Here is an 18,994-nt window from a genome sequence, read left to right as displayed (position 1 = left end):
GAAGGCGCCCGGCCGTCTGGGGTCAGTCTCGGGAGGTTGAGGTGCGAAGGCGCCCCGGCGCCTGGAGCCAGTCTCGGGAAGGTTGAGGTGCGAAGGCGCCCCGGCGCCTCGGGTCAGTCTCGGGAGGTTGAGGTGCGAAGGCGCCCGGCGCCTGGGGCCAGACTCCGGAGGTTGAGGTGCGAAGGCGCCCGGCGCCTGGGGCCAGACTCCGGAGGTTGAGCTGCGAAGGCGCCTGGGACCAGACTCCGGAGGTTGAGGTGCGAAGGCGCCCCGGCGCCTGAGCCTCGAAACCCCGGAACTGTCGGGCAGGGCAGTGGTTCAGGTCTGCTCCCGTCTCACCGGGTTTCGACGCGCCCCTCGCGCCCTCGCCGGCTCGGACGCGGGGCTTGCTCAACCTGCCTGACCAGTCCGAAGCGCTTCGCGCTTCGGACTGGTCATGCAAACTCCATCGCGACACACTGCCAGCGCCCTTCGCGGACCTCGAACCGCAGTGCCACCGCGCGGGAGCGGTGGCCGTAACGCACGTGGGCGCTGACCTCGGCCGCCTCGCGCGCCACGAAGCAGGTGCGCACGCCCACCACCTGTGGCCGCACGGCCTGGACCCGGCCCTGCCCAGCCTGCTGTCCGACGGAGCGTGCGACGAGCTGGGCGCGGCGGCTGAGGTCGGCGTACACCCGGGGGACCGTCCACCGCAGCAGTTGGGTCACCGGTCGGTCGCCGCCGACGATCTCCACCGCGGCCTGGGCGTAGCGGTGAGCCCACTGCTCGAGCCGGTCGCGCGCCCGGCGGTCGATGGGTACGACGTCGCCACTGCACCGGCCCACGGCGGGTGACACTTCGGGCGGGTCGTGCTGCGGATGCAGGTCGAGCGCCAGCGTTCCCTGCACGCTCGCCACCGGGACCGCCCCGTGCAGTGGCACGACCTTCTCGTGGAACGGACTCATCGGTGCTCCTCCCGGATCGTGGTGTGACGTGGCACCCGCAGCCGCTGGCGGGGGCGGATGAGGTCGGGGTCCGCGCCGATCACGGAGCGGTTGGCCCGGTGGATCGCCTGCACCCGGCGGGCCACGGCGCCGTCACCTGCCCGGGGCGGCAGAGCGGCCCGGGCAATGGCCCACAGGGTGTCTCCGGGTTGGACGAACACCACCGTCGTGGGCGGCCGGGGATCCCTGCGTGCGTGCTCCTGGTGCGCCGCCCGGGCGAACACCCGGCTGACATACGTCGTCGTGGTCGCCCGGTCGGGCAGCGGCAGTCCGTCGAGACGGGTCCCGGACTCGTCGCCGGCGTGGGCCGGGGCTGCGAGCCCGCCGACCAGGGCAACGCCGCAGGCGGCCAGCACCCACCGGCGGACCGCCACCGGGACGCCCCGTGGGCGGGCCCGGAGTCCACGCGCCGCGTCGGCGGCGACGACGGCGGTGCCCAGCCAGAGCCAGACCGCACACCCGCCGATCGCCACCTCGCACACCTGGACCAGCACGACGTGGAAGGGCTCGCCCGCCAGGGTGCCGGTCCGGATGGCCCGGCCGAGGGCCAGGACGTCGGGCAGCAGGAGTGACCCCAGGGCCAGGGCGCCGGTGCTGACCGAGACCAGGACGAGCAGGCAGCGAGCGGGCCTGGCCGAGTCTCGCGTCTGATCCATGATCACTCCGTTTGCCTGCGTTTGCAGCAGTTAAAGACTTTTTACGTTCGACCACAAGGCTTTCTCCACAGTCGGCGATCGCTGTGGGATGGTCGGGTCATGCGGGGGACCTCATGAGCTGGGAGGAGCACCTCTTCTCGGTCCTCGACGACCTCGAACAGCAGGCCGAGGCCCTCTACGACACCGAGCGTGATCTCGAGCTCGCGGACCGGAGCCGCAGCGAGTACGCCCAGGTGACCCTGGGCAGCCGGCTGATGGCCTCGCTCGAGGGCGACCTCGACCTCGAGGTCCGGGGAGTAGGCAGGATCTCGGGCACGCTGCAGCGGGTCGGCGACGGCTGGTGCCTCCTGCACGGGCTGGGCCGGGACTGGATCGTCCGCGCCGAGTCGATTGCTGTCGTCCACGGCTCGTCGTCACGGTCCGTCCCCGAGGTGGCCTGGTCGCCGGTGACCAGGCTCGGTCTGGGATCGGCCCTGCGACGGCTTGCGGACGAAGGAGAGAGGTGTCTCGTCCACCTGCTCGACGGCGGCCGGTACGACGTCGTTCCGACCCGGGTCGGCCAGGACTTCCTCGAGGGCACTGACGACACCGGTCGCACAGTCGTGGTGGCATTCTCCGGACTCGCGGCGGTCCAGAGCAGCGGGTAAGGAACAGGTGTCGGCTCGGCGTAGAGTTTCGGCAAGGACCCAGCAGAGGAGGTCGTTCTCGTGCTCGCGGACGGCTGGGCCGAGCTGGCTGCGTTGCTGGACCCCGGCCCCGAGACCGACCCCATGGCTCGCGTCACGCGCCTGTGCACCCTGTGCCTGGAGGTCACCGGGGCGACCGGGGTCGCGATGAGCATCGCCACGGATGACGTGCGGAGCACGGTCTACGCCACCGATGACCTGAGTGACCGGCTCGAGGACCTCCAGGACACGCTGGGCGAGGGGCCGTCGATCGAAGCGCTGCGCTCGGGACAGAGCGTGCTGGTCTCCGACCTTGCCGCGTCAGACGGACGATGGGCGGGCTTCACGCCGGCCGCGTCGCAAGAGGGCGTGCACGCGGTTTTCGTGTTCCCGCTGCGGATGGGCGCAGCCCACGTGGGCACGCTCGCCATGTATCGCAGCGCTGTCGGGCCGCTGGACGACACCCAGTTCAAGGACGCGTGGGTCCTGGCAGAGGCAGCGACTGTCCTGCTGATGCTCTCCGCACCGGGCGAGGAGCCGGTCGCGGCCTCCGACTGGGTGCTGGGCGACGAATCCCGCTTCCGCCCGGACGTGCATCAGGCGGTGGGCGTCACGATGGTGCAGCTGGACGTCGGTCCTCGAGATGCGTTCGCCCGCATCTGCGCCCACGCCTTCGCGACCAACACTCCGATCGGGGTCGTGGCCGCCGAGATCGTGGCCGGGAGGGTACGCCTGGAACCGGACTCGAAGGGGTTGAACTGACCATCGACCTGGGACACGATGAGGCGAGGGGAATGATTTGACGGTGGATGTTGAGAAGCTGGCGCAGACGTTCGTGGACCTCGCCGACAGTCTGGTCGACGACTTCGACGTCTTCGACCTGCTGAGCCTCCTCGTCGAGCGCTGCATCGACCTGCTGGGGGTGTCGGCTGCCGGCCTCCTCTTCGCCGACGGTCAGGAACGACTGCAGGTGGCGGCGTCCTCCAGCGAGAGCGCCCGACTCCTCGACCTCTACCAGCTGCAGCACGAGGACGGCCCGTGCTTCGAGTCCTACCGCAGCGGCCAGCCGGTCTCCGCAGTACTCTCCCAGACGACCGACCGCTGGCCGCGCTTCACGGCCGCGGCGACCCGTGAGGGGTTCCTCAATGTGCTCGCGCTGCCGTTGCGGTCGCGTGACCGCGTGATCGGGGCCCTCAACCTGTTCGACGCCCGCGAGGGACCACTCTCGGACCCCACGACCACCAGGGTCGGGCAGGCGATCGCCGACGTGGCGACCGTCGCCATCCTGCAGGAGCGACTCAGCCGGCAGCGCGACGTGCTCAACGAGCAGCTCCAGATCGCCCTGAGCAGCCGGGTGACCATCGAGCAGGCGAAGGGCGTGTTGTCGGCCTCCTTGACGATCGAGATGGAGGAGGCGTTCGCGCTCCTGCGGCAGCATGCGCGCAATGAGCGCCGCCGACTCGTCGATGTCGCAGAGGAAGTGGTCCGCTCGCGCTCGGCCGACCTCGTGACCGTGTACGGCGGCAAGCCCCCCCCGCGCCATGGTTGATCGAGGACCGGTAAGGAAAATCCTGTTCGCCCCGGCGGCTGATAGCCGCACCGGGGTTATGCTCGTGACATAGCTGTCCCACCGGCACACCTGCGCTGGTGACGGGACCTGGACCTCGCCCCGAGAATCGACGGTAGGCGAGGTCCGTTCATGTTTCTCACGCGTGGCGCGAGCCCAGCAGCGCGGTGCGACTGGCGTGCGCCCCCTGTCGCCTCGACGCGGGTCGAGGCATCTGCGAACCCCGGGGGAGGGGTAGGCCCATGAGCATCCAGATCGTGATGATGCTTCCGTCCGACGCCGCGAGCGTATCGCTGGCCCGGCACACGCTGGCCGAGGCGCTGAGACTCGCCGCCGTCGCACCCGACTGCGTGCACGAGGCGCAGGTCGCGTTGTCGGAGGCATGCACCAACGTCTTCCACCACGTGGCACCTGGCCAGAACTTCGAGGTGCTGATCAACATCGGTGACCTGGAGCTGACGATGCACATCCTGGACTCCGGACCGGGATTCCCGCGTAGCCACCGCCTGGCGGGCTGGCCGGAGGACACCGCCGAGAGCGGCAGGGGGCTGGCGTTGATGACCGCGTTCACCGACCATGCGAGCTTCGAGTCCGACGGAGGTGGCTCGGTGCGCCTCAAGAAGCGGCTTCGGTGGAACGCCGAGGCGGTCCTGCCGACCGGGTGAGTCAGGTCGCCTCGACGTCGTACGGCGGGATCTCGCCCGTTGCGAGCGGGCGCAGCTCCCTCCGCTTCGTGGTCGCCTCGGCCTCCGCGTCCTCCATCGCCTCGATCACGTGCTTGCGCACGATGGTGCGGGGGTCGAGGTCGCGCAGCTCCAGGTCGGAGTAGGCGGGCCCGAGCTCGGTGCGCAGCTCGTCGCGGGCGTTGTTGGCGAAGGTCTTGGCATGGTGCAGGAACCGGCCGGCCTGCCTGGCGAGCTCGGGCAGCTTGTCGGGCCCGAAGACGAGCACGGCGACGAAGGCGATCACCGCCAGCTCACCGAGCCCGATGTCGAACACGGGTCAGTTCCTGCCCGTGGGGGTGAGGCCCAGCTGCATGCCAGCGAGTCCGCGTCCACGTCCGGCCAGTCGCTCGGCGACGCCGGCAAGCTCGATCGCGGCCGGCGCGGTGGGATCGGACTCGACGATCGGCTTGCCCGCGTCACCGCCCTCGCGGAGGGAGGAGTCGAGCGGGACCCGGCCGAGCACGGGTACGTCGTACCCGAACCGCGCGGACAGCGTGGCCGCGACCCGGTCGCCTCCGCCGGTGCCGAACAGCTCGATCTGGTGCTCCGGCCCGCAGTGGGGGCAGGCGAGGTAGCTCATGTTCTCGACCACACCGACGACCCGCTGGTGCATCATCGAGGCCATCGTTCCGGCGCGCTCGGCCACCTCGGCCGCGGCCTCCTGCGGAGTGGTCACGACCAGGACCTCGGCACCCGGCAGGTGCTGGCCGAGCGAGATGGCGATGTCGCCGGTGCCCGGCGGCAGGTCGAGGAGCAGCACGTCGAGATCGCCCCAGTAGACGTCGGCGAGCATCTGGACCAGCGCCCGGTCCAGCATCGGGCCACGCCAGGCCACGACCTGGTCCCGGCGGGGCTTGAGCATCCCGATCGAGATCACCGACACGCCGCTCGGCGTGGGAACCGGCATGATCAGCTCCTCGACCTGGGTCGGGCGCGAATCGGCGACACCCAGCATGGCCGGGACGGAGTGGCCGTAGATGTCGGCGTCCACGATGCCGACCTTCAGGCCCTGCCGGGCCATGGACAGGCCGAGGTTGACGGTGACCGAGGACTTGCCGACCCCGCCCTTGCCGCTGGCGACGGCGTAGACCTTGGTCAGGGAGCCGGGCTGCGAGAAGGGGATCTCACGCTGGGCCTGGCCGCCGCGCAGCTCCTGCTGCAGACCGGAGCGCTGCTCGGCGGTCATCACGCCCAGCTCGAGGTCGACCGACGTCACGCCGTCGACCCGGGTGACCGCCGCGGTCACGTCACGGTTGATGGTGTCCTTGAGGGGGCACCCCGCGACCGTGAGCAGGACGCGCACGTGAACGGTGCCGTCGGGGTCGACGCCGACGGTGTCGACCATGCCGAGCTCGGTGATCGGGCGCTTGATCTCGGGGTCGTTGACGGTGGCGAGGGCGGCCCTGACGTCGGGCTCGATCTGCTCGGGAGTGCGGGTGCTCATGATGTCCCAGCCTAGTTGGTGGGGCGCGTGGTCTCCCACGCAACGGGGGTGATCTGGCCTACCCCGACCCCGGGCGACCGGTGCCGGTCAGGAGTCGCCCCCGGACAGGCCTTCGCCCAGCACCGGGACGCACACCTCGCCGCCTCCGGGCAGGGTCAGCGTCGCCGCCACTGCGCGGTGGTCCGACACGGCAGACTCGATGGTGCGCGCGGTGCCCGGGACGAACGACGAGGAGTACAGGATGTGGTCGATCCGGGCCTTGTGCGCGTTGGGCGAGGTGCCATCGGGACCGGTGCCCACGGCTTCCCACACGTCGTCGAGGAACGGCCGCGCCAGGGACATCACGCCCGATGTGGAGACGGCGTTGAAGTCGCCACCGAGGAGCCTGGGCCGGGGGTCGGCTCCCACCGTCTGGGCGACCACCCGCATCTGGGACAGCTTGAGACTCTCGTAGGCGGGCTGGAGGTGGGTGTTGTAGATGCTGACCTCGGTGTCGCCCACCTCGATGGTGGTGTGCAGCAGGCCACGCAGCAGCGCGTCCCTCAGGCCGGGCTGGTTCGGCAGGTGGGTGTTGGTCTGCCCGACGATCGGGAACCGCGAGAGCGTCGCGTTGCCGATCTGACCGTTCCCGGGACTCTCGTTGGGGCCGTAGGAGTACTCCATGCCGAGGCGGTCGGCGAACCAGGCGGGCTGGTCGATGCCCCCGCTGTGGTGGCGGAACCGGTCGATCTCCTGCATCAGGACGACGTCGGCGTCCCAGGACTCGATCTCGCGGGCGATCTGCTCGAGGTCGAGACCGCCGTTCGGTCCCAGCGCGGAGTGGATGTTGAACGTGATCACGTTCAGCGTGACATCGGAGTCGGGGACGCAGGTGACCTTGTCGGGGCTGGCCTCGGGTGCCCGCCGGAACGCGGGCGGCGCCGGCACCACCTGCTGGATGGGCACGAACTCCGTGGCGGCAACGATCTCGGCGGGGTCGGCCGCGGGCCGGGTGACCGCGGCCGGGGCACCGGCCTGCAGGAAGGGAAGTTCCGGCTGGACGACGAGCGCCAACGCGGCGACGAGGAGCGCGATGCTCAGGCCAGCCGTCCAGGGGCGGCGGCTGGCGCGGGTGCGCCTGTGGATGGTCACGAATCCTCCGGTTCTGCGTAGTGCGTGGTGCTGCGCTCCTCGAGCTCGGCGAGGAGCGACCGTAGCTCGGAGCGGAGGTAGTCGCGAGTCGCGACCTCTCCGACCGCCATGCGGAGCGCCGCCACCTCACGGGCCAGGAACTCCATGTCGGCGTGGGCCCGGGCGTTCGCCTGCCGGTCCTGCTCCGCGATCACCTTGTCGCGCTGTTCCTGGCGGTTCTGGGCGAGCAGGATCAACGGGGCGGCGTACGACGCCTGCAGGCTCAGCATGAGGGTCAGGAAGATGAACGGGTAGGCGTCCCACTTCTGATCCTCGGGCGCGAGCCAGTTCCAGACGACCCAGGTGATGACGACCAGCGTCATGTACAGGAGGAACTGGGCGGTCCCCATGAAGCGGGCGAACTGCTCCGCGAAGCTCCCGAAGGTGTCCGAGTCGTAGGCCGGCCGGCGCACCAGGGGGCGACGTACCTCGGCCGGAGTGTCGAGCCGGGGGCGGCGCGCCTCAGCCATGACCCACCGACTGGGTGCCGCCGAAGCTGGTCCGGTCGCGCCAGTTCTCCGGGAGCATGTGGTCGAGCAGGTCGTCGACCGTCACCGCCCCGAGGAGGCGGCCCTCGTCGTCGACGACCGGGGCCGCCACCAGGTTGTAGGTGGCGAGGTAGCCCGCGACCTCGTCGATCGTCGCTTCCGGCCGGAGCGGGTCCACCTCCTTGTCGATCATGGCCGCGACCAGGGTCGAGGGGGGTTCCCTGAGCAGGCGCTGGATGTGCGCACAGCCGACGAGCCGGCCGGTGGGAGGCTCCAGCGGCTGTCGGCACACGTAGACCATGGCGGCCAGGGACACCGGGAGGCCCGGCTCGCGCACGTGTGCCAGCGCCTCGGCCACCGTCGCGTCCGGCCCGAGGATCACCGGCTCAGGGGTCATCATCCCGCCCGCCGTCTCCTCCTCGTAGGACATCAGCCGCCGGACGTCCGCGGCCTCCTCCGACTCCATGAGACCGAGGAGGGTCGCCGCGGTGTCCGGAGGCAGGTCGGCGATGAGGTCTGCGGCGTCGTCCGCCGACATCTCCTCCAGGATGTCCGCCGCACGTTCGGAGTCGAGGTGCTCGAGGATCTCGACCTGGTCCTCCTCCGGCAGCTCCTCGAGCACGTCGGCGAGTCGCTCGTCGTCGAGTGCCGCCACCACGGCCGCACGTCGCTCGAACGGCAGGTCGTGGATCATGTTGGCCGCGTCGGCCGGCTTCATGTCGTTGAGCGCGGCGATCAGGTGGGTGGCGCCCTGGGTCTCCTCGCGGCCGACGAGGCCCTCGACGTCGCGCCACTCGGCCACATGGGTCTGCCCCCGTCTGCGGAACCGGCTGCTGGGCTCCTGGACGGCCACCCTGGAGAGGACCCAGTCGCGGTTGCGGGCCTGCTCCATGCCGACGTCGTAGACGGTGCCCGTCACTCCCTGGCTGGGAATGCTCACCGTGCGGTCGAGCATCTGGCCCATCACCAGCGTCTCGGTCGGCCGCTGCTCGAACCGACGCATGTTCAGCAGCCCGGTCGTGTAGACCTGCCCGGCGTCGATGTTGGTCACCCGGGTCATCGGCACGAAGATCCGTCGACGGCCGAACACCTCGGCGACCAGCCCGAGCACCCGTGGCTGGTTCACCTCCGACCGCACCGCCACCACGAGGTCGCGCACCTTGCCGACCTGGTCGCCGACGGGGTCGAAAATCGGCAGGCCGACCAGCCGGGCGGCGTACACGCGGGAGGGGGCGGTGCTCACGGCCCAACGCTACCGCCGTCCGCGCGTCGGGCTCCCGGAACGTCGTACCTGACCGCTCGGCCGTTACGCTTTCCACGTGCACGGACGACGACACAATGCGGCCACCCGGTGTGCGGCGATCGCCCTTGCTGCTCTCGCGATCACCGGATGCGGCGAGGACCAGGGCGGGTCGCAGGCCCAGGACCCGACGACGCCAGCCAGCCCGTCTACATCGGCCGGAGCGCCCGACTGCGCCACCGTCTGGAAGGACGGGGCCGAGCTGCCCCGGTCCTACGCCGGCTGCAACGCGGCAAGCGGATTCGTGGCCAGCGACAAGCTGGGATGCTCGTCGGGCCAGCGCATGGTGCGCTACGGCGATCACTTCTACGCGGTTCTCGGGGGGACGATCCGCGAGACCGAATCGTCTCTGGAGGACGACCGCGGGTACCGTGGCGCAATCGCAAGCTGTCGGGCTTGAAACCAAGGCCCGTCTCGGGGGATCTGCGGATCTCGCAGGTCCAGCCATACACGCCATCAACACACGTTGGAGGGGAACGGATGTTCTTCAGGCGCGCCGTCGTCGTGGTCACGATCGCCGTGATCGCCGCGAGTTTTCAGGTCCCGGCCGAAGCGGGTAGGTACACCCCGCGGCCCGGAGTGACCTACAACTCCCCGGTCGGAAGCCCGGCCCAGAAGGACAAGATCTACGACAAGATCCTGCGGAGCATCCGCTCCACGCCGCGGCGCCACGACATCCGGATCATGAGCTGGAACATCCAGTCGCGTGCCGCGGTCCGATCCCTCCTGAGGGCGCAGCGGCGGGGCGTACGGGTCCGCGTCCTGATGTCGCGGTCGAATGCAGCGGCGATCGACAACACGAGCTGGGCGCGGCTGCGCAGGGGGCTCAAGAACGGCAACGCCAACCGCCGGGAGTCCCGCCACAGCTGGGCCCGTACCTGCTCGAGCTCGTGCCGCGGCAGGTCCGGCGCCGCCCACGCGAAGTACTTCCTGTTCTCGCGTTCCGGTCGCGCCCGGCAGGTGGTCATCCACGGTTCGGCCAACCTCACGGAGGCGTCGACGAACAACCAGTGGAACGACGTCCTGACCACGGTCAACCGGGAGGCCCGCTACCGCTTCTTCGTGAGCGTCTTCCACCAGATGGCCAAGGACCGCCCGGTGCCGTCCCCCTACACGGCCCTGAACCAGGGGCGCGATCGCTTCTTCTTCTTCCCGGGTCCGGATCGCGACCCCGTCATGGCCCTGCTCAACAAGGTCCGCTGCCGGGGTGCGGCCAACACGAAGTCCCACCGCACGCGGCTCCTCATCGCCCCTGACGTACTTCGCGAGGAGCGCGGCATGAGGCTCGGGCGAAAGGTGTGGCGGCTGTGGCAGAACGGCTGCGACGTCAGGATCGGCTACACGGTGATGGGCGTCACTGTCGGCCGCATGCTGCGTCGGCCGGGCCAGAGGGGCCGCGGGGTGCCGATGCGCCACCTGGTGCAGGACCTCAACGGTGACGGCATGTTCGACCGCTACTTCCACCTCAAGGCGATGAGCATCAAGGGGCATGTCGGTCTGGATCGGAGCAACTGGGTGACCCTGAACGGGTCGTCGAACTGGTCCAGCCGCGCCTACCGGTCCGACGAGAACCTCGGTGTCCACTGGCGCAAGGGCATGACGCGACGGTACGAGCGGCACCTCGACTACTGGTTCTCGTGGCCCGGGTTCGCCCAGAACGACCGGGCACGGATGTCGGCCAGCATGTCGCAGGCGGCGATCGACGAGGGTCGGATGGTTGACGGGCTGCTCTTCGGTACCGGGCCCATCAACGGGGTCGACCCCTACGCGAACGTCGACATGGACTGAGCGGGTGCAGGTCAGGCCACTGCGCGTACGGAGTGTCGACGAGCGCGGGATCGTCGTGAGCGGTCAGGGGGACCGCGCCGTCGACGTACTCTTCGACGACAGGCGGGTCTGGTCCTTCTGGGTGCGGCGCGACACCGAGCCGGACCGGCTCGGACGCCGACTGGCGCCGTGGCCGACCCCCCTGCGCAGGTTCCTCGACGGAACCGCCAGGGTGGTCGTCCGCGAGCCCGGTTCCCCGGTCTCGCACTTCGACGAAGAGATCTCCTTCGGCGACGGCCGTGGGCGGATCAGGGTGGTCAACGGCCGGGGGGTCGAGCTCGGGTTCGACAAGTCGGGAAAGCTGGTGCCGACCTTCGAGACGCGCGAGCGCGGGGACATCGTCGCGCTGGTGTCGGCCACCCGGTCGGTGCTCGACGCCCTCGCGTCCGCGGGGGTGCGGCCCTTCCTCGGCTACGGCACCCTGCTCGGCGCGGTCCGTGAGGGGGCCGTCCTCGGCCACGACTCGGATGCCGATGTCTGCTACGTGAGTGACCACGAGAACCCGGTCGACGTCGCCCGTGAGTCCTTCCGTCTCCAGCGGGAGCTGGGGCGGCTCGGGTTCGAGACCAGCCGGTACAGCGGGGCGGCCTTCAGGGTCGACGTCGCGGAGGGCGACGGCGTCGTTCGTGGCCTGGACGTCTTCGGCGGCTTCCTGAGCGGTGGGCGGCTGTACCTCATGGGCGAGATCGGCGTCGAGTTCGAGAGGACCTGGATCCACCCCCTCACGACGTGCCGCCTCGAGGGCGTCGAGATGCCGGTGCCGGCCCGGCCCGAGAAGCTGCTCGAGGTGACCTACGGTCCAGGCTGGCAGACCCCCGACCCCGCCTTCCAGTTCAGTACGCCGTCCCGGACCACACGCGCCTTCAACGACTGGTTCCGGGGACTCAGCCCCAACTCCAGGCTCTGGCAGCGCCGGTACGCGCGGCACGTGCACCAGCTGCCCCGCCGACGGCGTCCCTCCGAGGCTGCCCGCAGGGCCGGCCAGGAGGCACACAGGCTGGGTGCGCCGGTGCTGGACGTCGGGGCCGGCCGGGGCGCCGACAGCCTCTGGCTGGCCCGCCGCGGGCACCAGGTCATCGCCTACGACTATGCCGCCGAGAAGGGGCTGGCGGCGGCGGCCGCGGCCGCGCGGGAGGAGCGGCTGGCCCTGGAGGTGCGGCCGCTCAACCTCACCGACTGGCGCTCGGTCCTCTGCGAGGGCGCCCGGCTCGCCCACTCGCCGGGGCCGCGGGTCGTGCTCGCCCAGCACGTCCTCGACGCGACGGACACCCAGGGACGCCGCGGATTCGCGCGATGGTGCGCCATGGCCCTGCGCGAGGGCGGCACGCTCGTGGCGGAGTTCCACGTGGGGGACCGGACCGAGGAGCTGGAGTGGAGCATCAGTGAGGTCGATCCCCATCAGCTGGCCGAGTCGCTGACCGAGAGCGGGGCCAGGAGCATCACCCACACCGAGTTCGAGCGGGCCGGCCGGCCGACGGTTCGGCTCGTGGCAGAGTGGTGACCGTGAACGTCAAGGACAAGCTGAACGTCGTGGCCCGCGTCCGGTCGCGCGCCCAGCTGGAGCAACGCGTGTCCGACCTCGAGGCAGACATGTCCGAGATGCGCCGGCACAACCTCCGGCTCGCCGAGATCGCCGACGTCGTCCAGGAGCTCCTGATCCCGATGGCATCGCGCGACGAGGCCAAGGTCCAGGAGGCCATCGAACGATTCAACAAGAGCCTCTGAGTGGTCGACCGGGTCTTCCTCCACATCGGGCTGCCCAAGACCGCGACGTCCTACCTCCAGACGATCGTCTGGAGCAACAGGGACCGGTTGCGGCGGGCCGGCGTCGTCGTGCCCGGCAGCAGGCGGACCGACCACCTGTGGGCGTCCCGGGAGGTCCGCGAGGATCCCCACCTCGAGCGAGCGCCCGAGGCGCACCGCACGGCGTGGTCCCGTCTGCGGCGCGAGCTGTCCTCGTCGACCGGCACCGGCCTGATCAGCCATGAGTTCTTCGCGGCGGCCTCCGCCCGACAGGCCCGCGACCTGGTGCAGGCGCTCGGCGACGCTGAGGTGCACGTGGTCGTCACGGCTCGCGAGCCGCTCGGCCTCTTCACCGCCAGCTGGCAGGAGAGCCTGAAGAACGGCTCCACGACGCCCATGGCCGACTACGGGCGCAAGGTCTCCGAGAGCCCCATGGCGATCTGGAACTGGCGCACGCTCGACCTCAGGCTGGTGCTCCAGCGGTGGTCGGAGGCGGTGCCTCCCGGGCGCATCCATGTGCTGGTGCTCGATCCGAACGCCGACCGGGACGACGTCTGGCGTCGCTTCGCCGGTCTGCTCGGGGTCGACCCGGACGCCTTCGACCTCTCGCAGTCCTTCCCGAACACGTCGATGGGCGTGGCCGAGGCCGAGACTCTTCGGAGGATCAACACGCGGCTGGAGGGGTTCAACCGCGCCTTCGACAAGGGCGTGTACATCCGGACCTTCCTGGCCGATGAGCGACTCGTTCCCCGCAAGGGCGAGAAGTTCTGGCCGGAACCGGACCAGGTCGCCGACTGCCGACGACGCGCGGAGTCCGCGGTCTCCTACCTCCGCGAGAGCGGGTGCGACGTGTCCGGGCGGGTCGAGCACCTGCTGGTACCCGACGATCTCGAGCACCGCCGACTGCCGGCCTCGGTCACCGACTCCGAGGTGGCCGAGGTGGCCGTCGACCTGGCCGCGACCATGCTGGGGGACGTGCGGTCGCTGCGGACCGCGGCCCGCCGGCCACCGCCGTCGAGGAGAGCCGAGCGGTACGTCGCCCGGGGCCGGCGCATCGTGCGGCGCCTGAGCGCCGGGCGGCGTCGTCGTACCCCCTGAACCGGTGGCCCTGCCGCCGTCCCGAGGGGGGTTGCGCGGGTCGCCGGAAGGGGCAGGGTGCCGCCCGCCGAATTACAGAACTGGCATTCACCGGAACCGGTTGCGTGGGGCAGATGTGACTGATGTGATGAATGCGCCACGGGGCCCGGCTCGGAAGGACCCCTCGAATTCGGAGGAGTCCTGTGTCTCCCGCAGCGAACCCACTCGGGCGGTCCCGCGCCCGCGGCTACCTCGGCCGGGCCTGCCTGGCGCTCACGCTGGCCGCGCCCGCGCTGGTCCTGACCGGCGTCGCCCAGGGCACACCTGCCCACGCCGCGGCCGCGGCCACCAGCGACATCACCTTCGTGACCGCGAACCTGCGCTCGCCACAGTCGGCCACGGGGTTCCAGCAGGACGCGCGGGAGGTGCTCGCCCAGCGTCCGGACCTGATCGCCTACAACGAAGTGGGGTTCCGGCAGGACATGTTCCTGGCGCCCGAGGGCTATGACCTGTGGCGCCTGACGACCTCCCAGTACACCCGGCACAACGCGGTCGCGTGGCGGTCCGACGTCTGGCACGAGGTCGCGCACGGCACGAAGAGGATCTCCAACTACCCGACCAAGCCGCCGGGCAAGACGACCCTGCTGGGGCTCCGCTACGCCAACTGGGTCAAGCTCGAGTCCGTCGACGGACGGCGGCTGTCCCTGGTCTCGACCCACGTGTCGCCGATGTTCAAGGACGACAACGGCAACTGGGTCGACCTGCTCCGACCCTCTGTCCGCCGGCTCAGCCGCCTGGTGGAGGAGCTGCGCGGCTTCGGTCCGATCCTGGTCGGGGGCGACTTCAACGTGAACTACGTCAGTGGTCGCTATCCGCGGGACCTCCTGACCGCGGCCCGGTTGCGGCCCACGTACGACCTGCTCGGGACCAGGTTCCCCACCGGCGACCACCACGGCGGCACCATCGACTACGCCTTCGTCCGCGGCAAGGGCCAGCTCGAGGCGGACTGGCACCGACCTGTCGAGCTCAACTCCGACCACGACGCCGTGGTGGCCGGACTCTCGTGGACCACGCCTCCACCCGCGCCGGTGACCACCGTCGTGCGCAACCAGCCGGACGGCACGACCGAGGAGAGGACCGCCATCCGGCGGACGCTGCGAGAGCACCTCGCCGGGACCGCGGCGGGTGAGACCGTTCGGCTCGCCACGAGGGGACTGACCCTGCGTGCCGTGGCCCGCGCGTTGCGGAGGGCCGATGCCCGCGGCGTCCGGGTCCAGGTGACGAGCCTGAGCATCCGGCTCACGGCGCGCGAGCGGACGCTGATGCGAAGCCTCGCCACGAGGGGCAGCTGGCTCCGACGTTGTCAGGCCTCGTGCCGGACGACGTGGCAGGCAGAGCAGCCGCCGTCACTGCTGCTGGTGAGCGATGTCAACGGTGACGGGAAGACGCGCATCGACGTCTCCCGGCGCCTCACCTCGGCAGTGATCACCCGCCGCACCAGCGCGCGCATCAGCACCTCGGGCACGGAGATGGACGAGGCCCGCGCGGCGTTCGCCGGCCTCTGAGCCGGGGATCCGCACGGCACGGGGTGCTGGCGCGCGCAGCCTCGTCTTGCCGAGAACGGGCCCATGGCGTAGGAGTGGGCCATGCCCTCGCACCGTCGCCTCTACGTCCACATCGGCCTGCAGAAGACCGGTACGACGTACCTGCAGGCTGCGATGCTCGGCAATCGCGACCGGATCGCCTCCCAGGGGCTCGCGCTGGTGCCGCCCACCAAGAAGGAGGCCTACCAGCTGATGCTCGCGGTCCGGGAGCGGTACCAGCCTGGTCGTGACCCGGACGAGGTGGCCGACGCCCTGAGCGTGTTCGAGTCGAGGGTCGCCCGGTCGTCGGCCCCGCGCATGTTGCTGAGCCAGGAATCCCTCTCGGCCGCACGGCCGGCCCAGGTACGACGGTTCCTGGCCGCCTGTGAGGGCGTCGAGGTCCACGTCGTCCTCACCGTGCGCGACCTGGCCCGGTCGGTGCCCTCGGCGTGGCAGCAGGACATCAAGGCCGGGCGAACCTTCCCCTACGGGGGCTACCTGCGGCGGCTCCAGAACATGGAGCACAACGGCGCGCTCCGGCATCCCTGGATCCAGCTCGACCCCCCGGCGGTGCTGGCCCGCTGGGCCGCCGAGCTCCCGGACGGCCGGATCCACGTCGTCACCGTGCCGCCGCCCGGGGGACCGCCGACTCTCCTGCTCGAGCGCTTCTGCCGGGTCGTCGGGGTGGACCCGGCAGGACTGACGCATACGGAGACGCCGAGCAACACGAGCCTGGGGCGTGTGCAGGTGGAGGTGCTGCGCCGCGTCAACGGCGAGCTGCCCGACGAGGTGCTGCGGCGTCAGGTCTACAGCGGAGTCGGCAAGAGGTTCTTCGCGGCCCAGGTGCTGGGCGACCAGGCCTCGCGCAGCATCCGGGTCCCGGCCCGGCTCCGACCCTGGTGCGAGGAGGTCTCCAGCCGGCAGGTGGCCGCGCTGGAGGCAGCCGGCTACCACGTGGAGGGAACGCTGACCGACCTGCGCTGCGCCGACGCCGCCTTCACCGAGGAGGCGGACGAACCGGACGAGGCCGAGGTCTCCCGAGCCGCGGTCGCGGCGCTGGCGGACATCCTGACGAGACGGGCGTTCGAGAAGCGCTCCTCGGCGCCCCGGCTGGGGCGGGCACGCACGGCGTTGGGCCGCCTTCGATCGCTGGGCCGCACCGGCTGAGGCAGTCATCGCAGGGGACGCGGCGAAGGACCCCGCGCCCACCGGGCTCGTCGTCTTGCCGTGGTACGCGGCGATGGCGTAGGAGTTGCCCATGTCCACGAGCCGCCGCTTCTACATCCACATCGGCATGCAGAAGACCGGGACCTCCTACCTGCAGGCCGCCATGCTGCGCAACCGGGAGGTCCTGGCCGAGCAGGGGCTCGACCTGGTGCCGCCCACCAAGCGGGAGACCTTCGAGCTGATGCTGCTGGTCCGGGACCGTTACAACCCGGCGCTCGACGCGGCCTCGGTTCCGGAGTCCCTGAACAAGTTCTCGGCTGCCCTCGGGCGGGCCCCAGGGTCCCGGGCCCTGGTCAGCCAGGAGTCCCTCGCCGTGGCCGGTCCCCACCAGATCCGTTCGCTCCTCGATGCCTGTGGGGATCGGGAGGTCCACGTGATCGCGACCGTGCGTGATCTGGCCAGGCAGCTGCCCTCCTCGTGGCAACAGCTCCTCAAGAGCGGCGGGACGATGCCCTACCAGCGGTTTCTCAGGCAGGCACAGGCACGCGAGCAGGAGGGCGAGTTCCAGCCTCCGTGGACGCATCTGAATGTTCCCGCGGTACTGGCGCGCTGGTCCGAGGCACTGGGGCCTGATCGCATCCACGTGGTGACGGTTCCTCCGGCCGGCAGCGCACCGACCACCCTGCTCGAGCGCTACTGCGGCGTCCTGGGCGTGGACCCCGACCGGATCGTGCCCGAGGAGTCCCGTGTCAACACCAGCCTCGGGCGGGTGCAGGCGGAGCTGCTGAGACGGGTCAACAGCGAGCTTCCGGTCGAGATGCGACCCCGGCAGGTCTACGGCGCCGTCGGCAAGCGGTTCTTCGCGGCCCAGGTGCTCACCGCACAGAAGCAGAGCCCGATCCGGGTCCCGGCCGAGTTCCGGTCGTGGTGCGAGGCGGTCGCCGATCGACAGATCAAGACGATCGAGGGTGCGGGCTACGTCGTCACCGGTGACCTGGCCGACCTGCGCTGCCCCGACGCGGCGTTCTGCGACGAGGACGACCCGGTGACCCAGCGCGAGGTGGCGTCGGCGGCGGTGTCGGCGCTCGTGCACATCCTCAGCCTCAGGGGAGAGGCGGTACGGCGCCGGGCAGAAGGTGGCGGCGGAGCCGCGTCGACCCCGGGCCACGCAGCCGCGGTTCGTGCGCGTGCCGGAAGGCTGGTGCGACGCATCCGTGGCCGCACCCTGGCCTGAGACCGCCATCACCCCGGCTGCGTGGGGTATCCCACGTGTTCATCGCGGCGGTTGCCGGGTTTCCGGCCGGTAGCATCCCAACCGATCTCGTTCCACCATCCCGGAAGGACCATTCATGGGTCGCCTCTGCCAGACCGACGGACTCAACGACGACCAGAGGGCGATCCTCGAGGCGGTGCGCACCTTCGTCGACGAGAAGATCCTCCCCGTCGCGACCGAGCTGGAGCACGCCGATGAGTACCCGACGGAGATCGTCGAGGGCCTCAAGGAGCTCGGCATGTTCGGGCTGATGATCCCCGAGGAGTACGACGGCCTCGGTGAGTCCCTGCTGACCTACGCATTGTGCGTCGAGGAGATCGCCCGCGGGTGGATGAGCGTCTCCGGGGTGATCAACACCCACTTCATCGTGGCCTACATGCTGATGAGGCACGGCACCGAGGAGCAGAAGAAGAAGTACCTCCCCAGGATGGCCGCCGGCGAGGTGCGTGGTGCGTTCTCGATGTCGGAGCCCGGTCTCGGCTCCGACGTCGCGGCGGTCACGACGAAGGCGACCCAGACCGACTCGGGCTACGAGATCACCGGCCAGAAGATGTGGCTGACCAACGGGGGTACCTCCAACCTGGTGGCCGTGCTCTGCAAGACCGACGAGGGCGCCGACTCGGTCTACAAGAACCTCACCACCTTCCTGGTCGAGAAGGAGCCGGGCTTCGGCGAGACCGCGCAGGGGATCACCGTCCCCGGCAAGATCGACAAGATGGGCTACAAGGGCATCGACACCACCGAGATGATCCTCGAGTCGCACCAGATCTCCGCCGACCAGGTCCTCGGCGAGAAGCCCGGCCAGGGCTTCTACCAGATGATGGACGGCGTGGAGGTGGGTCGCGTCAACGTCGCGGCCCGGGCGTGCGGCATCGCCAACCGCGCCTTCGAGCTCGGCATCGCCTACGCCCAGCAGCGCGAGACCTTCGGCAAGCCGATCGCCCAGCACCAGGCGGTGCTGTTCCGGCTCGCGGAGATGGCGACCAAGGTCGAGACCGCCCACGCCATGATGGTCCGGGCCGCGCGGATGAAGGACTCCGGCGAACGCAACGACGTCGAGTCCGGCATGGCCAAGATGCTCGCCTCGGAGTACTGCAACGAGGTGGTCGAGGCGTCCTTCCGGATCCACGGTGGCTACGGCTACTCCAAGGAGTACGAGATCGAGCGGCTCTATCGCGAGTCGGCCTTCATGCTGATCGGCGAGGGCACCTCCGACATCCAGAAGATGATCATCGGCCGCAGCCTGCTCAAGGACTACAAGGCCAGGGTCTGACATGAATATCGACGGCGGCGCGTGGCACACCCGCACCGACGGGCGCGGATGGA

General features: G+C 70.4%; 20 protein-coding genes. 13 read left to right on the top strand and 7 right to left on the bottom strand.

Annotated elements, in window-relative coordinates; genetic code table 11:
- Nucleotides 1-434 precede the first annotated feature (434 nt).
- Complete coding sequence (locus VFN12_RS11650; RefSeq protein WP_325118853.1) at nt 435-944, bottom strand: Rv3235 family protein; 510 nt, start codon at nt 942-944, stop codon at nt 435-437.
- Nucleotides 941-1,639 carry a LysM peptidoglycan-binding domain-containing protein gene (locus tag VFN12_RS11645; protein ID WP_325118852.1) on the bottom strand — a complete coding sequence of 233 codons (699 nt, stop codon included), beginning with the start codon at nt 1,637-1,639 and terminating at the stop codon, nt 941-943. The genes VFN12_RS11650 and VFN12_RS11645 overlap by 4 nt, the downstream gene beginning before the upstream one ends.
- A 113-nt stretch (nt 1,640-1,752) precedes the next feature.
- On the opposite strand from VFN12_RS11645, the gene VFN12_RS11640 reads away from it, so the two are divergent.
- The 4 genes from VFN12_RS11640 (at nt 1,753) to VFN12_RS11625 (ending at nt 4,536) form a co-directional block, all read left to right on the top strand.
- Entirely contained in the window at nt 1,753-2,286 is a 534-nt protein-coding gene (locus tag VFN12_RS11640) for a hypothetical protein (protein ID WP_325118851.1), read from the top strand.
- 60 nt (nt 2,287-2,346) lie between these two features.
- Nucleotides 2,347-3,066 (top strand): GAF and ANTAR domain-containing protein, encoded by a 720-nt coding sequence (locus VFN12_RS11635; protein ID WP_325118850.1) that lies wholly within the window; start codon nt 2,347-2,349, stop codon nt 3,064-3,066.
- 43 nt (nt 3,067-3,109) lie between these two features.
- Nucleotides 3,110-3,853 carry a GAF and ANTAR domain-containing protein gene (locus VFN12_RS11630; RefSeq protein WP_325118849.1) on the top strand — a complete coding sequence of 248 codons (744 nt, stop codon included), beginning with the start codon at nt 3,110-3,112 and terminating at the stop codon, nt 3,851-3,853.
- Nucleotides 3,854-4,113: 260 nt separating this feature from the next.
- Nucleotides 4,114-4,536, top strand: a complete 423-nt coding sequence (locus VFN12_RS11625) for an ATP-binding protein (RefSeq protein ID WP_325118848.1) — start codon at nt 4,114-4,116, stop codon at nt 4,534-4,536.
- A gap of 1 nt (nt 4,537) precedes the next feature.
- On the opposite strand, the gene VFN12_RS11620 is transcribed toward VFN12_RS11625, so the two are convergent.
- The 5 genes from VFN12_RS11620 to VFN12_RS11600 form a co-directional block, all read right to left on the bottom strand.
- Nucleotides 4,538-4,870, bottom strand: a complete 333-nt coding sequence (locus VFN12_RS11620; protein WP_325118847.1) for a sec-independent translocase — start codon at nt 4,868-4,870, stop codon at nt 4,538-4,540.
- A 3-nt stretch (nt 4,871-4,873) separates the two neighbouring features.
- Complete coding sequence (locus VFN12_RS11615; RefSeq protein WP_325118846.1) at nt 4,874-6,040, bottom strand: Mrp/NBP35 family ATP-binding protein; 1,167 nt, start codon at nt 6,038-6,040, stop codon at nt 4,874-4,876.
- A gap of 87 nt (nt 6,041-6,127) precedes the next feature.
- The gene (locus VFN12_RS11610) at nt 6,128-7,171 is read right to left on the bottom strand and encodes an endonuclease/exonuclease/phosphatase family protein (RefSeq protein ID WP_325118845.1); all 1,044 of its coding nucleotides are present in this window, start codon (nt 7,169-7,171) and stop codon (nt 6,128-6,130) included.
- Nucleotides 7,168-7,680, bottom strand: a complete 513-nt coding sequence (locus tag VFN12_RS11605) for a DUF1003 domain-containing protein (RefSeq protein ID WP_325118844.1) — start codon at nt 7,678-7,680, stop codon at nt 7,168-7,170. Before VFN12_RS11605 ends, VFN12_RS11610 begins: the two co-directional genes overlap by 4 nt.
- A complete protein-coding gene (locus VFN12_RS11600) occupies nt 7,673-8,941 on the bottom strand; it encodes a magnesium transporter MgtE N-terminal domain-containing protein (RefSeq protein WP_325118843.1) in 1,269 nt (422 codons plus the stop codon). The genes VFN12_RS11605 and VFN12_RS11600 overlap by 8 nt, the downstream gene beginning before the upstream one ends.
- Nucleotides 8,942-9,017: 76 nt before the next feature.
- Here VFN12_RS11600 and VFN12_RS11595 point away from each other — a divergent pair, with 76 nt between their 5' ends.
- The 9 genes from VFN12_RS11595 (at nt 9,018) to VFN12_RS11555 (ending at nt 18,941) form a co-directional block, all read left to right on the top strand.
- Nucleotides 9,018-9,398 (top strand): hypothetical protein, encoded by a 381-nt coding sequence (locus VFN12_RS11595; RefSeq protein WP_325118842.1) that lies wholly within the window; start codon nt 9,018-9,020, stop codon nt 9,396-9,398.
- 80 nt (nt 9,399-9,478) lie between these two features.
- Nucleotides 9,479-10,786, top strand: a complete 1,308-nt coding sequence (locus tag VFN12_RS11590) for a phospholipase D-like domain-containing protein (RefSeq protein WP_325118841.1) — start codon at nt 9,479-9,481, stop codon at nt 10,784-10,786.
- A gap of 4 nt (nt 10,787-10,790) precedes the next feature.
- Nucleotides 10,791-12,326 carry a hypothetical protein gene (locus VFN12_RS11585; protein WP_325118840.1) on the top strand — a complete coding sequence of 512 codons (1,536 nt, stop codon included), beginning with the start codon at nt 10,791-10,793 and terminating at the stop codon, nt 12,324-12,326.
- Nucleotides 12,327-12,328: 2 nt separating this feature from the next.
- On the top strand, nt 12,329-12,550 hold the full coding sequence (locus VFN12_RS11580) for a DUF6752 domain-containing protein (protein ID WP_325118839.1): 222 nt from the start codon (nt 12,329-12,331) through the stop codon (nt 12,548-12,550).
- Nucleotides 12,551-13,666, top strand: coding sequence for a hypothetical protein (locus tag VFN12_RS11575; RefSeq protein WP_325118838.1), 1,116 nt, complete (start codon nt 12,551-12,553; stop codon nt 13,664-13,666).
- A 182-nt stretch (nt 13,667-13,848) separates the two neighbouring features.
- Entirely contained in the window at nt 13,849-15,210 is a 1,362-nt protein-coding gene (locus VFN12_RS11570; RefSeq protein WP_325118837.1) for a hypothetical protein, read from the top strand.
- An 81-nt stretch (nt 15,211-15,291) separates the two neighbouring features.
- Nucleotides 15,292-16,395 carry a hypothetical protein gene (locus tag VFN12_RS11565; protein WP_325118836.1) on the top strand — a complete coding sequence of 368 codons (1,104 nt, stop codon included), beginning with the start codon at nt 15,292-15,294 and terminating at the stop codon, nt 16,393-16,395.
- A gap of 91 nt (nt 16,396-16,486) precedes the next feature.
- Nucleotides 16,487-17,629 (top strand): hypothetical protein, encoded by a 1,143-nt coding sequence (locus tag VFN12_RS11560; protein WP_325118835.1) that lies wholly within the window; start codon nt 16,487-16,489, stop codon nt 17,627-17,629.
- Nucleotides 17,630-17,744: 115 nt separating this feature from the next.
- Nucleotides 17,745-18,941: an acyl-CoA dehydrogenase family protein gene (locus VFN12_RS11555; RefSeq protein ID WP_325118834.1), complete on the top strand. Its 1,197-nt coding sequence runs from the start codon at nt 17,745-17,747 to the stop codon at nt 18,939-18,941.
- Nucleotides 18,942-18,994 lie beyond the last annotated feature (53 nt).

This window comes from Nocardioides sp., assembly GCF_035703625.1.
Taxonomy (GTDB): Bacteria; Actinomycetota; Actinomycetes; order Propionibacteriales; family Nocardioidaceae; genus Nocardioides.
This window is presented reverse-complemented; position numbering and strand designations above follow the sequence as displayed.